Source organism: Prevotella pallens ATCC 700821, assembly GCF_000220255.1.
Lineage (GTDB): Bacteria > Bacteroidota > Bacteroidia > Bacteroidales > Bacteroidaceae > Prevotella > Prevotella pallens.
In genome coordinates this window covers 1,786,187-1,800,027 of the sequence record NZ_GL982513.1, presented here as the reverse complement: position 1 = coordinate 1,800,027, position 13,841 = coordinate 1,786,187, and the positions used below count along the sequence as shown (strand labels likewise).

At 37.7% G+C, this 13,841-nt stretch carries 11 protein-coding genes; 9 read left to right on the top strand and 2 right to left on the bottom strand.

The window, feature by feature from the left end; all coding sequences use genetic code 11:
- The first annotated feature begins 108 nt into the window (after window positions 1-108).
- Window positions 109-1,158 carry an asparaginase gene (locus HMPREF9144_RS07035; RefSeq protein ID WP_040595414.1) on the top strand — a complete coding sequence of 350 codons (1,050 nt, stop codon included), beginning with the start codon at window positions 109-111 and terminating at the stop codon, window positions 1,156-1,158.
- An 82-nt stretch (window positions 1,159-1,240) separates the two neighbouring features.
- On the opposite strand, the gene dapA is transcribed toward HMPREF9144_RS07035, so the two are convergent.
- On the bottom strand, window positions 1,241-2,131 hold the full coding sequence (gene dapA, locus HMPREF9144_RS07030; protein ID WP_006045232.1) for a 4-hydroxy-tetrahydrodipicolinate synthase: 891 nt from the start codon (window positions 2,129-2,131) through the stop codon (window positions 1,241-1,243).
- Window positions 2,132-2,355: 224 nt separating this feature from the next.
- Here dapA and HMPREF9144_RS07025 point away from each other — a divergent pair, with 224 nt between their 5' ends.
- The 8 genes from HMPREF9144_RS07025 to HMPREF9144_RS06990 all read left to right on the top strand — a co-directional run bounded on the left by HMPREF9144_RS07025 (window position 2,356) and on the right by HMPREF9144_RS06990 (window position 11,817).
- Window positions 2,356-4,326 (top strand): LTA synthase family protein, encoded by a 1,971-nt coding sequence (locus HMPREF9144_RS07025; RefSeq protein WP_006045231.1) that lies wholly within the window; start codon window positions 2,356-2,358, stop codon window positions 4,324-4,326.
- Between the two features lie 617 nt (window positions 4,327-4,943).
- On the top strand, window positions 4,944-6,242 hold the full coding sequence (gene xseA / locus HMPREF9144_RS07020; RefSeq protein ID WP_006045230.1) for an exodeoxyribonuclease VII large subunit: 1,299 nt from the start codon (window positions 4,944-4,946) through the stop codon (window positions 6,240-6,242).
- 18 nt (window positions 6,243-6,260) lie between these two features.
- Window positions 6,261-6,440 carry an exodeoxyribonuclease VII small subunit gene (gene xseB, locus HMPREF9144_RS07015; protein ID WP_006045229.1) on the top strand — a complete coding sequence of 60 codons (180 nt, stop codon included), beginning with the start codon at window positions 6,261-6,263 and terminating at the stop codon, window positions 6,438-6,440.
- A gap of 105 nt (window positions 6,441-6,545) precedes the next feature.
- Window positions 6,546-7,559: a branched-chain amino acid aminotransferase gene (locus tag HMPREF9144_RS07010; RefSeq protein ID WP_006045228.1), complete on the top strand. Its 1,014-nt coding sequence runs from the start codon at window positions 6,546-6,548 to the stop codon at window positions 7,557-7,559.
- Window positions 7,560-7,576: 17 nt separating this feature from the next.
- Window positions 7,577-8,581 (top strand): hypothetical protein, encoded by a 1,005-nt coding sequence (locus tag HMPREF9144_RS07005; protein ID WP_006045227.1) that lies wholly within the window; start codon window positions 7,577-7,579, stop codon window positions 8,579-8,581.
- Window positions 8,582-8,710: 129 nt separating this feature from the next.
- Entirely contained in the window at window positions 8,711-9,622 is a 912-nt protein-coding gene (locus HMPREF9144_RS07000) for a DMT family transporter (protein ID WP_006045226.1), read from the top strand.
- Window positions 9,623-9,720: 98 nt separating this feature from the next.
- Window positions 9,721-11,037, top strand: coding sequence for a toxin-antitoxin system YwqK family antitoxin (locus tag HMPREF9144_RS06995; RefSeq protein ID WP_006045225.1), 1,317 nt, complete (start codon window positions 9,721-9,723; stop codon window positions 11,035-11,037).
- A gap of 159 nt (window positions 11,038-11,196) precedes the next feature.
- The gene (locus HMPREF9144_RS06990; protein ID WP_006045224.1) at window positions 11,197-11,817 is read left to right on the top strand and encodes a DUF4738 domain-containing protein; all 621 of its coding nucleotides are present in this window, start codon (window positions 11,197-11,199) and stop codon (window positions 11,815-11,817) included.
- A 625-nt stretch (window positions 11,818-12,442) separates the two neighbouring features.
- Here HMPREF9144_RS06990 and HMPREF9144_RS06980 read toward each other — a convergent pair.
- Complete coding sequence (locus HMPREF9144_RS06980; RefSeq protein WP_006045222.1) at window positions 12,443-13,813, bottom strand: MATE family efflux transporter; 1,371 nt, start codon at window positions 13,811-13,813, stop codon at window positions 12,443-12,445.
- Between the last annotated feature and the right edge of the window lie 28 nt (window positions 13,814-13,841).

The window sequence follows — 13,841 nt, the reverse complement described above, 5'->3', positions numbered from 1 at the left end:
TAATAATGGCTTTATAATGAATTGAATATGAGTGAAAAAAAGATAAAGTTAAGTGAGTATTTACTAAAAATAAATTACTATCTTTGCGACAAAGATAATTATATAGTCATGAAAAGAACAGAAAAAGTTTTGTTGATCTATACTGGTGGAACTATCGGCATGGGTTGTAATCCTGCAACAGGTGCCTTAGAACCTTTAGATTTTGAGCATCTAGCCGATAATGTACCAGAGTTTAAGCTAATCCCAACAGCTATTGACACTTATCAATTTATACCTGCAATCGATTCTTCTAATATGTCTCCGAAGAACTGGGCTGATATTGTGAGAATAATAGTTGATAGATATAATAGCTATGATGGTTTTGTTATTCTACATGGTACCGATACTATGGCTTACACTGCATCTGCCTTGTCGTTTATGCTAGAAAATCTTACGAAACCTGTTATACTTACAGGTTCACAGCTTCCTATCGGTCAATTGCGTACCGATGGTAAAGAGAATTTAATGACTAGCTTGGAATTGGCTGCAGCGCATCATCACGATGGTACTCCTATGGTACCTGAGGTATGCGTTTATTTTAACGGTCATTTGTTGCGAGGAAATCGTTCTACAAAGCAGAATGCCGATGAGTTGAATGCATTTGAGTCGTTCAACTTTCCCCATCTTTGTGAAGCTGGAGTGAGTTTCAATTTTCAAACGCATCATATTCTAAAGCCAGACTATAGTCAGCCAATGGTACCACATTTTGAATTGGATAGTAATGTGTTTGTACTTTCGCTATTTCCTGGTGCTGAAGAAAGCATTATTCGTCATACATTTGATGCTCCTGAGCTTCGTGGTATTATTATGCGAACATACGGTAGTGGTAATGCGCCCCATGCGTCTTGGCTTGTAAATTTATTGAAAGAGGCTTCTCTGCGTGGTGTTGTTACTGTGAATGTAAGTCAATGTATTAGTGGGCAGGCTGATATGAATCGTTATGATACAGGTTACCAGCTGAAAGAGGCAGGTGTAATAAGTGGTTACGATACAACTGTTGAGGCTGCTCTAACTAAGTTAATGCTTTTGCAAGCTAAGTATAGCGACCATACTATAGTGCGCGAATATATGAATAAGTCTATAGCAGGAGAGATAACAATTCCTAATACTCTGATTTAGAAATATAAAAGCGGATAGCAAATATTTGTATATTCTATATTTAAACAAAGATGAGACTCTTTAATTGAGTCTCATCTTTTATTTATATATAAAGAAAGAGCCACTTTAATATATCGTTCATTTTCTGTTTCGTTTCAATACGTGTAGGCACAAGTGGTAGTCTTAACACGTTCTCAATCATTCCCATATCGTTTAGTAAAGCTTTGCACCCTGCTGGATTTCCGTCTACGAATAATAGTTTATAAAGTTCTGTAAACTGGTGGTGGATAATCCGTGCAGCATCATATTCTCCATTAAATTCTAATCTAATCATACGTGAGAACTCTTTTGGTAACGCATTTCCAATAACTGAAATTACACCAACCGCTCCACTTGCTATCATTGGAAATGTTAGTGCGTCGTCGCCACTAATCACTTCAAAGTGCTTTGGTTTATTCTTTATAATCTCATCTACCTGCTCTAAACTACCTGCCGCCTCCTTTATTGCAACAATGTTTGGAAAGTCGTTAGCAATTCTTACTGTGGTTTCGGCTTTCATATTTACTCCTGTCCGCCCTGGTACATTATATAGTACAATGGGAAGAGAACTTGTTTCTGCAATAGCTTTAAAATGTTGGTATAAACCTTCTTGACTGGGCTTATTATAGTAGGGACAGATAGAAAGAATACCATCAATTCCCTTCCAATTGGTTTGTTTTATTTCCTCCACAACGGCAGCTGTGTTGTTACCGCCACAGTATTTTAATATGGGAGCACGTCCACTAACAATAGAGATAATGGTCTCTGTGAGTTTTTCCTTCTCTTCGGCAGACAAGCAGGGGCATTCTCCTGTTGTTGCTAAAATAGTAAAAAAGTCTGCACCATTTTCTAATTGGTATTCTATTAATTTTTCTAATGCATCATAGTCAATCTCTCCATTCAGTTTAAATGGCGTAACTAATGCTATTCCGAGTCCGTGAAAGATATTTTCCATATATTTATTGGCTTAAAAAGCTTTTTTATTCGATTTAATTAAAATTCAACAACTTCTTTTTTGTAAAGTAAAGAGGTTTTTCTATTAATATGCAAAAATAAGAAATAAACATCAATCTACAAAGTATTTATATCTTATTATTTGCTTTTTTGTTTTATTCTCTTTTCTGTTTTATAGAAAAATAATATCTTTGCCCCCGATTTCTTAAAGTCTGAAAGCTATAAATGATGAATTATTTTACTGCAAAACTAACTGAAATACTAAAACATACGCTTGTTATAGTGAGTATATTCTTCATTGTCAGATTGCTTTTTGCTGTCTGCTTTGTGCCTTTTACCACTTTTGAAGCGTATGCCAAGTCGTTGCCTTTTGCAGCTTTCAACGCATTGCGCTTCGATCTTCAAGTAGCTGCATACGTTGCCATTCTGCCTTTTCTCGTTGTTTTGATATGCCTTTTTGTGCGCAACAGAAGTGTAGCAGGCTGGTTGTCGAAGTTTATCAGTACTTATTATGTGGTGCTCGAAATCGTCCTCCTCATACTTGCGCTTGTCGATATAGGCTTTTACAGCAATTTCCATTCGCATATCAACATTACCTTCTTCGACTTTTTCAATGAGAATCCGTTGAGTTTGCTGCAAACTATTTGGGAAGAATACCATGTCATACTCTATCTTTCAACAGTAGGTTTGGCGAGTTTTGGCATCTATATACTTGCCCGGAAGATTGCAAAAGGTACATTGAACTGCGAAAACAAGCAAGAAAGTTTGGCAGTAAACCGCAAAACCATCGTCCTCATCGTTCTGTTTTTAGTTGCCGAAGTGGTATGCCTTCGTGGGTCGGTATGGCGTTTCCCCTTGCAGGTAGAAGACTCTTTTGTGTCGAGCAGTAAGCAGATTAACGACCTTGTGCCCAACGCCGCCTATATGTTGAAGAAGGCTGTGAAGGAAAAGAAAAATGCTTTTGCCTTTCGTAGCATCGAGAGTTTGCTCTCCGAATATAAGTTCAAGTCGCTGCAAGAGGCCATAAACGTTTACACAAACTCGGATACGATACGTTTGCAGGGCGACACTTTGGCTGCCCTGCGCACGGCATTGTTCCGCACTGTGCCCGATACGATGAAGCACAGACAGCCCAATGTGCTGATAATCTATGAGAAAAGTTGGAGCAACTACTTGATGAATTTAGACAGTCGCCGCTGCGATATGCTGCTTGGAATGCGCCGCCATTTAAAAGAAGATTTGCTCTTTCGCAATTTCCAGTCGGTAGGCAACGGCACAATCGCTTCCATTGAGAACATCGTGAGCAGTGTTCCGTTTCCTCGTTTCTTCTCATCGCCCTATCGTTTCCATTGCTTGCCGTCGTCGGTAGTGTTGCCTTTTAACGAAAGTGGCTACACCACGGAGTTTATTTCGGGTATGGACGTAGCGTGGGAAAACTGTGCCGAAGCACTGAAATACCAACAGTTTACGAAGGTTACGGGTAAGTTCACACTGAAAGAGCAGCACCCTGAATACGAGTATAACAGCATCGGAGTGTTCGACCATTATCTTTTCCGCAGCATACAGGAACGGTTAGACCAGCATACAGCTAAGCCGCAAATGCTGCTGTGTATGACTACAACCAACCACCCGCCGTTTGAATTTCCCAAAGATGTGCAGCTGAAGGCAGTGCCAGACGACTATTATAATAATGAGTGCTTTGCTGAAAAGAACCACGAAGTGTTGCAAAAGTATATCACCGGCTTTCGTTATGCCAATAAAACCTTGGGCGACTTCCTCGATAAATTCAAGCAATCGAAGGCTGCTGAAAACACCATTGTCATCATATCGGGCGACCATAACGTGCGTTCTATTCTCGATTACACACAGGTAGACAAGCGTTGGGAGCGTTCTGTGCCGCTCTATATCTACCTGCCACCTTATCTTCGTAAAGAAAGCTATCGTAGCATGACCAATCGTTGGGGAAGCCACGACGACATATTGGCTACGCTTGCACCCTTTGCTTTTCGCAATACGAAATATATGTGCTTGGGCAACAACCTGCTGAAAGAGGGTGTTGCAGACAGCACGTATTACAGTGCCAACGTGGAACAGCTGCTTGCTTGTCCTGCCTATCAGGCACAGGCCCAGCGCATTGTAAATGCCCGCAACCTTCTTCGCATCGTGTTTTTCCAGCAAACCTTTGCGAAATGCTAATGCCATTGGCTTGGTTTCTATGAATACAAACTATGGGGTAGTTGCTGTTTATTAAGGAAAAATATAATGCAGAATGGCAGGTAGGGGTGTGATTTATCACGTTCCCGAACAAAAGAAGAAGTAGCCTAAATATGATGAAGGCAAAGAATCGTACCCCTATATTTACGCTACAATTTTGTAAAGATAACATTGTTAAAAAGTGACAACTACGTTTTGACATTGCGAAAGCGGCTCTTTTGCGCTGTAAAACCTACGTTTTTGTGTTGCAAAAGAGCCGCTTTTGGAATGCAGAACAATAGGTTTTGGAATGCGCTGACGATGAGATGATTACGTAACAGTTACGTTTGTGAAAAATATTTACAGGTATATTTCTCTCTTTTCGTTCATAAAATAGATAGTTCCCATTTAGTTTCCGTTACTTGGAAGCTCTTTTGTGGTTGCTGTGTAAATAGGCAGTGTTAAACGTGCGGGGTCGCTACAGTAAAACGAGAATGTTTTTATCGCTTTCCGTCATCATGGACTGAATACCGTGTTGGAAAAATAAAAGATTTTTAATACCATTGTAGTTTTATTCCAATTTTATTCTTATCTTTGCGACTGAAAGAACAAAAACATATATGGAGAACGCTCTAACACTCTATGAACTCAACTCTTTGGTTGTCGAACTTATTGATAAAGTTATGCCAAGCTCGTATTGGGTTGAGGCTGAAATTGCAGACGCAAGAGAAAGTAAAGGGCATCTTTATTTAGAATTAATAGAGAAAGACGAAAGTACCAATATACCCATAGCACGTGCTTCTGCCAAATGTTGGCGTTCTTCTTGGCTGATGATAGGACCCCATTTCGAACGTGTTGCAGGCGTAAAACTTCGAGCAGGTTTACAAATAATGATACAAGTGCATGCTCAGTTTCATGCGCAGTATGGCTTTTCGTGGATAATAGATGATATAAATCCCGAATACACAATGGGTAGTATGGCTCGTAAGCGTAACGAAATAATAGCCCAACTAAAGTCGGAAGGTGTGTTTGAGTTGCAAAGGGAATTATGTCTGCCTTTGTTTGCACAGCGTATCGCCGTTATTTCTTCGGCTTCAGCAGCAGGGTATGGCGACTTCTGTAATCAATTGCAACATAATGAATATGGATTTCGCTTTCAAATGCAACTCTTTCAGGCTTTTATGCAAGGCGAACAAGTTGAACAAAGTATAGTTGCAGCATTGAATTTAATAAGCACGAAAGAAGATGATTTCGACTGTGTGGTAATTATTCGAGGTGGGGGAGCCACTGCCGACCTTAGTGGCTTTGATACGTTAGTATTGGCAGAAAATGTTGCGAACTTTCCATTACCAGTTATAACAGGTATTGGGCATGAGCGCGATGAAAGTATTCTTGATATGGTGGCACATACAAGAGTAAAGACACCAACAGCAGCTGCAGCATTCTTGATAGACCATCTGGCAGCAACGTTAAACCGCATAGAGCAGGCACAGATTTCTATTCAGCGAATGGTGGAACATAGAATACAACACGAAAAACTGCATTTGCAACAACTATCGACCCATATACCCATACTTTTCTCAATGGTAAAAAACAGAGAGAATGCACGTTTAGACGACTATTGGCATGCGCTTTTACAACGTGTAATGTTGCATTTGCAGCAAAGTAAAATGAGGGTAGAACTCCTTTCAAATAAGGTAATTCCTGCAACTACAAATAAACTTATGGCAGAACAACACAAATTGCAGTTGCTGGAACAACGAGTAGATGGTGTAAACCCAGAACGAATGCTACGTTTAGGTTATAGCTTAACCTATAAGAATGGATATGTGTTGCGTAATGTAAACGAAGTAAAGGCGGGCGACGAAATTACAACGCGTCTTGAGGGGGGTATAATAACATCGGTAGTGAAGAAATAAATAATTATGAAATAGAGAATGAAATACGAAGAAGCTCTTAAAAAATTAGAAGCCATTGTAGATAAAATGGAACGTGGCGATATGAACATAGATACGATGGCAAACGAGTTAAAGAAAGCTCAAGAATTGATAAAAGTGTGCAAAGATAAACTGACACATACTGATGAAGAAATAAAAAAGTTACTCGAAACAAAATAACAGAGAAGCTTAAATAGTAAATAAAAACAATAAACAATTAATAACCGCCATGTCTTTATATCTCTTATGTAAGAAATATAGAGATAAGGCACAAGATTTAAGATTATGAAAAAAATAGATTGGGAGAACCTTTCGTTTGGTTATGAAAAGACCGACTATAATGTTCGGTGTTACTATCGTGATGGTAAGTGGGGAGAAATAGAAGTATCTTCTGATGAAAACATAAATATACACATGGCTGCAACGTGTTTGCACTATGGTCAGGAAGCTTTTGAAGGTTTGAAAGCATATCGTTGTCCTGATGGAAAAGTACGTGTGTTCCGTCCAGAAGAGAATGCAGCTCGTTTGCAACGTACATGTCGTGGTATTGTAATGCCAGAACCTCCAACCGAACTTTTTGTAGAAATGATAAAGAAAGTTGTACGCTTAAATCAAGAATATATACCCACTTATGAAAGCGGTGCAACACTTTATCTCCGTCCATTGCTTATAGGAACAGGCGCACAGGTAGGTGTTCGTCCAGCAGAAGAATACTTGTTGCTAATATTCGCAACTCCTGTTGGTCCTTATTTTAAAGGCGGTTTCTCTACTAATCCGTATGTTATTATGCGCAACTTCGACCGTGCAGCTCCATTAGGAACAGGTACTTATAAGGTAGGTGGTAATTATGCAGCATCGTTAAAAGCTAACCAAATAGCACACGAAAAGGGATATGCTTCTGAATTTTATCTCGATTGTAAAGAAAAGAAGTATGTAGACGAATGTGGAGCTGCAAACTTCTTTGGTATTAAGAATAATACTTACGTTACTCCAGAATCTACTTCTATTTTGCCATCTATTACAAATAAGAGCTTGATGCAGATAGCCGAAGACCTTGGAATGACAGTAGAACGTAGACCAATACCAGAAGAAGAACTTGCAACATTCGAAGAAGCAGGTGCTTGTGGTACGGCTGCAGTTATATCACCAATCTCTCGTTTAGACGATTTAGAAGAAGGGAAGACTTATAACTTTGGTGAGAAACCAGGTCCATGGTCATCTAAATTGTACGAAACACTACGTGGTATACAATACGGAACAATTGAAGATACGCACAATTGGACTATGGAAGTGATGTAAGATAAAAGACTTTTAAGATGAATAGACTCTTATCTTTCGTCTTATTGTCCTTTATTGCGCTTGTATCAGTAGCGCAAAATAAGCAGTACTATTGCCCGCAATTCGTTGTCGGGCAAAGTGCTTCTTATAGTTATGTGGCTAACTTAGACTGGAATTATAAAGACGATTGGCTGTTCAACGATGTGTCTTTTATGTTCTCACTTCAGTCTTTCGATGGCGAGTTAAACAACGACTTTAGTTTGAAAGTATTGGAAACAGATGAAAACAACACTACTTTCGAACTCAATATAACGAAGGTAGCAATACCAAAGAGTTTTACAGTTGAGAAAGACAAGTTACTTGTAGAACAGATTCAGCAGACTTTCCGATGCATAAAGCCTATCATAAAGGTGGAGTGGGGAAGACAACAATGGATATTGGTAAACCAAACAGACTTGTTATTGAACTTTTACGACTTCCTAAAATCGCAGTTTCCTAATAAGAAAGTTACCAAGGAAATGTTTGCAGAAGAGATAAAACATTTTCCAACGAAGATGATTAAAGCTGTCTTCTTGGGCTTTTGTCCTGGTCTTGATGCGTGGCTTAAAGCTTATTGGCAACCTTACGCAATGCCAGTGTTCGAATTTAAGACGATGAAACACTCTGAAACGACACAAGAAAACGTCGATAAATATTGTAGAATGAATGGTTCTGCTTATGTATCTGACGATAAAACATTGCATATAGAAGTTGATATAGAAACGGCACGAGAGCGTTACGATTATAGTGGACCAATTGAAATGAAAGATGATTCGATTGCTACTTCTGGTGAGAATACTGCTATTAAAAACGATAACACGACCTTGCAAGTCCAGTCTTTAAATTCTGTAACAGCTGAAAATAAGCCTGCTTTATACTTCATTCAGCATCATAGAATACTTAATTTCGCTACTGATTCGTGGGTAAAAAGCCTAACCGATAACGTAAATGTTAAACCAGATGAGTTGAAAAGTACGGCAAATATAGTATTGAAACAGAATTAACTATATACTAAAGGGCTATTCTGATATATAGCACGCAAAGTATTTATACCTTATATATATAGTTGTTTGTCCAATTATATCTTGTGCATAAACTACCATTATAAACAAAATCTGTATACCTTTGCACCTATGAATAACAACGAAATATCTAATAAAGCTAAGTCGAAAGGATTGCTTGCCCACATTATAGCATTGGTGGTAGTAATGATATGGGGAGGAACGTTTGTTAATACACGTGTATTAATAGACCGAGGTCTACTTCCTGAAGAAATATACGTGTTACGAACCTTGTTGGGGTATATATGTATATGGTCTATTTCGCCTAAGAAACTGTTTTGTGATACACTAAAAGACGAACTTATAATGGTGTTATTAGGCATCTTTGGTAGTTCGCTTTACTTTCTTACAGAAAACTATGCTTTAAAGCTAACAGTGGCAAACGATGTTAGTTTTATTGTTTGTACCACTCCGTTAGTTACTGTTATATTAGCTTTACTATTCCTTAAAGGTATAAAAGCGAGTTTTTCTCTTGTTATAGGCTCTGTTCTTGCCTTATTAGGTGTAGCACTTGTTATTTTTAATGGACATTTTGTGTTACAATTAAACCCTTTAGGCGATATTCTTGCATTGGCTGCTGCTACGAGTTGGGCTATTTATTCGTTGGTAATGAAGAACTTTGCATCTAATTATTCTCCTTTCTTTATTACGCGTAAAGTATTTTTCTACGGACTTATAACCATTCTTCCAATCTTTGCTGTACACCCTTGGACATTTCCGTTAGAACAATTGTTTACAGCTGAAATTGGTTTTAATTTGTTTTATCTTGGAGTTGTTGCTTCGTTTGTGTGCTTTGCTGCATGGGCGTGGGTTATGACACAGTTAGGTGCATTGCGTGCTTCTAATTATATTTACTTTAATCCTGTAACCACTGTAATAGCGAGCGCAATAGTTCTGAACGAACGTATGACGCCTATAGCATACGCTGGTAGTGCATTCATTCTTATTGGAGTATTTGTTGTAAATAAGTCTAAGAATATCTGATAAGATAAGGTACAGACACCAAAAGATAAAAAAGACAGATAAAACAACGTTGGTTTTCAACTTCTTTTGTATATTTGCACACCAAATATAAAGAGTTTATGAAACAATTTCTTTTATTTCTTGTTTTTTTGTTGTTGCCAGTTTCGTTATTAGCACAAGAGCGTATAAAATATCGTATTCCTAAAAATGCAATATTCTACAATCGTAATTGGAAGGGTGTAAACTCTGCTAAACAGGCATCTTATTACCGCATACTATCTGTAGACAAGCAAGGACAAAAGGTATTTTACGACTATAACATCTCTGGACAGCTCTATGCAGAAAAGCATTATATAAGCATTAATAAAGTAGACGACAGGCTTACTGTGCTTAATGGTGTTGCGCTTACATTTTATAAATCGGGACGAATAGAATCTATTATGATGTATAGCAATGGGAAAGCTAATGGGAGAGCGGTGTCGTTTTTTGCTAATGGTAATGTAGGAATGAAACTAAACTATACGAACGGAGTGTTGAACGGTACAACGTATACTTATTCTGAACGTGGAAAACTGGAATATACTGCGGTTTGGAAAAATGGAACAAGAGTGAGCGAATATGCTGGAGGTACTGATAAATATATAAATAAAGCTACGGGGAAAGACGATTTTGTGGAGAAATATCGCACCGTTAAAAAGGCTACGCGAGAACAACAACATAACGATGTTACTGAAACAAAACCGAAGCAGACACAATCTAATGTTAGAGAAATACCAATGGACGGATATGAACAATTCGGAAACACTCAACGCCAACGCCCTTTAGCTACAGATTCTCAAAATATATCTACAACCGATTTAGCATTAAACGTAAAGTATCCTCCTACCGAAGATATATCTACAACTCCCACAGAGAAGAAAAATATAACAAGCAACAACAAGCAGTTTAAGTTTGGACCATTATACGAACTATTAGTAGATGGAGACCAACGTACCAACGAAATGCGTTTTTTTGATGCTATAGGAGCTTCGTATGGATTAACATTGGCGCAAGTAATAAAAGGTTATGGAGCACAAAAAGAGCTAACCTATAGTTATAATATGCAGTACGATGAGGCTACAAACAAAGATATTGTTACTGGAACAAACCCTCGACAGATGGGATTTTGGGGTGTTGGAATGGGCGATCGCTTTACAACACAGCGTGTAAACTTATATACGTGGTCGGAAGAAGAAATGTTAGACTTTGCAGAAGAAGTACTTTCGTTTGGATATAAGTTGCTTGGTGGTGGCGATTACCGTTCAATGAATGGTAATTTTGTATTAGAACACCCCACGCATAATAAGATAGGCGATAGCTTTGCTGTGGTTGTGTCGTTTGCACACTTAGATGGAGCTTATGCAAACCTGTACCATATAACGCTAGATACAAAGTAGTTGGCTCGTGTTGCAAACAATAATGCCATTGTAAACGAAAGTATTTCTGCTTGATATACTATGTTGCAATGTAAACCCATAAGAAAGATTAACTTGTATACTGCTTGGCTGATTTAAGAAAAATCACTACTTTTGCATACACACATACATTTTTATCAGATGAAAGTTATAAAAAATACATCGTTGCTTTTATTATGTGGACTACTCTCAATGTCTGTAGTCTCTTGTAAAAAAGAAAAGAAGACGGATAACATCATAACCAAAATTAAACCTAAAACGGTATCATCGCGCGGACCACAGCAGCTTTCCAACTTTGAATATAAGAAACAAGTAGAGTGGTTGGGCAGTTCGTATACCATTAGTATTAAACGCCATGCCGATAAAGACCTGCCAATGGTTACGGATAGCGATGGAAAAAAATACTACGATAATAAAGTTGAGGTTGTGATTATGCGTGCCGATGGTACAGAATTTTTTAAACGCACATTTCAAAAAAACGATTTTAAAGCATTCACCGATAATAAATATGGCAGAGAAGGAGCATTTATAGGTTTTATGTTCGATAAAGTTGAAGGCGAGTATTTAAAGTTTGGAGCAAGTGTAGGTTCTCCTGATCCTAACAGCGATGAGTTTATTCCAATAGATGTAACCATTAACAAGATGGGAACTGTAAAAATAACATCGTCTATTCAGTTAGATACCGATAGTGATGATGCCGAGAAACAACCACAAGGAAAACCTAAAACAGAGTTGGAAATGGCTGAAGACGAAGGTATGTAGAACCAACATTGTAGAACCATAACTTCAGGTTTATTTATCCATAGATATACAAAAGTCAATTAGTTTAGCACCGTTGCTCATATTGTAGGGCATCGGTGCTAAATTGTTTTAGCAATGATGCTAAAGTGTGAGAATACATTTTGCACGTAAATATGCATATTCTTCATCGTATTTCTTGCTCGGTTACAAGTTGTTTGCGTTATGAAAATAAATTACATTTTTTAGATGCCTATATTCTTTCTGTTCAAAACTATCGTACCTTTTTTATAAACCGTCTGTACTTTCCAATAAAATCGTCCGTACTTTTTAGTAAAATCGTCCGTACTTTTTAGCAAAATCGTCCGTACTTTTTTGTGAAAACGTCCGTACTTTTTTAGCGAAAAGTATATTCTTTTTATTAGGAAAGTATAATATTTTTGCAAACAATTGAATATCAATTAATTGTATAATTGTATTCGTCGCATCAGTTGTTGCCTTTGCAGCAGAGAATATGAGCCGTAAAAATTGTATGTAGCGAATGAATTTTTCTGGCAAATGCAGTCCGACGATAGAATTGCCTGTATATTTTCTGTAATAAAAATTCAGACTAATTTTATCGATGAACAAAGAAATACCAAGCGAAAAACTATTCTGGCAGAATAGCTTCCTTCTTATTTGCAAGCTTGTTTAATTCTTTCCTAAAGAAATAATAGTAGAGCATACCAGCAGTGGTTAAGCCAAATGGAAACGCATACCATATTCCTTGTATTCCAAAGTTAAGTTTTATTCCAAGCAAAAAACCAATGGGCAAACTAATTAAGAAGAAGGCAACGAAAGCTGTAGGTACGAGTGGTTTTACATACGAAAGACCACGCATTGCATTACCGTATGCGCATTGCAAACCATCGCCTATTTGGTAAATCATTAAAGGCCATATAAGTTGTGCTACCATCTGGCAAACATCTTCGCTATCGGTAAAAAGAGCTCCCATTTGGTTACGATAAATAAAAACAGGAATAGCAACAATAAAGGCAATCAACATAATGAGATGGAAACCTGCCGACGACGATAATTGTACTGCTTTATAATCGCGTTGCCCCATAAAATAGCTCACACGTATAGCAATGGCAGCTCCCATACCATAATAAACCATATAAAACAGCTGCGAAATGGAAAGCATAACCTGATGGGCTGCTAAAGCTTTTGTTCCAATCCACCCCACCATAATAGAACTTAAACTAAAAGCAGCTGTTTCCATACCCATTTGTAGGCTTAAAGGGAAACCTATGCGAAGAAAAAATATAAGGTCGGCACGATTAATGGACTGTTTTAAAAAGCCATGGTGATATATCTTGTATCTTTTAGATACGAAGAATATAATTGTAATTACAATTGCCATTAGAATGCGCGAAGTCATGGTAGAAATTCCTGCTCCGTATAAACCAAGTTCTGGAAATCCTAACTTGCCATATATTAAAACATAGTTGCCCACAATGTTGAATACATTTCCACCTAACATAATCCACATTGGTATTTTAGTGTCGGTAGTTCCATCAAACAACTGTTTAAAGGTATTGAACCAACAAAAGAAAGGTAACGATATAAGATTTACAATGAAGTAGGGACGCATTAAAGGAAGTAGTTCTTCTGGCTGACCCAATTTATCAAGATTTAAATAAAGTAAGAACATTGCAGCCACAAGTAAAACAGCCAATAGCGTGTTTACTAATAGTGCATTCTTAAGCATTCCGCCAATTTTGTTGTTTTCTTCTCGTGCATAAAGCGAACCAACAATGGGAGTTAAACCGTATGCAAAGCCCAATCCAAATACTAAAACCAATACAAACATATTGTTTACGAAGGCAGCAGCACCAAGTTCGGTGGTACTATGCTGTCCAATCATTAAAGTATCGGCAAGTCCAAGAATAATTGTCCCTATTTGTCCAATAATTATAGGCAGACCTAACTGTGTAAGCGATTTGTAATGTGTGTAATAAGGTTTAAGAATTGTGTACATGTATTTGTTTCCTGAATGTTTTTGAATT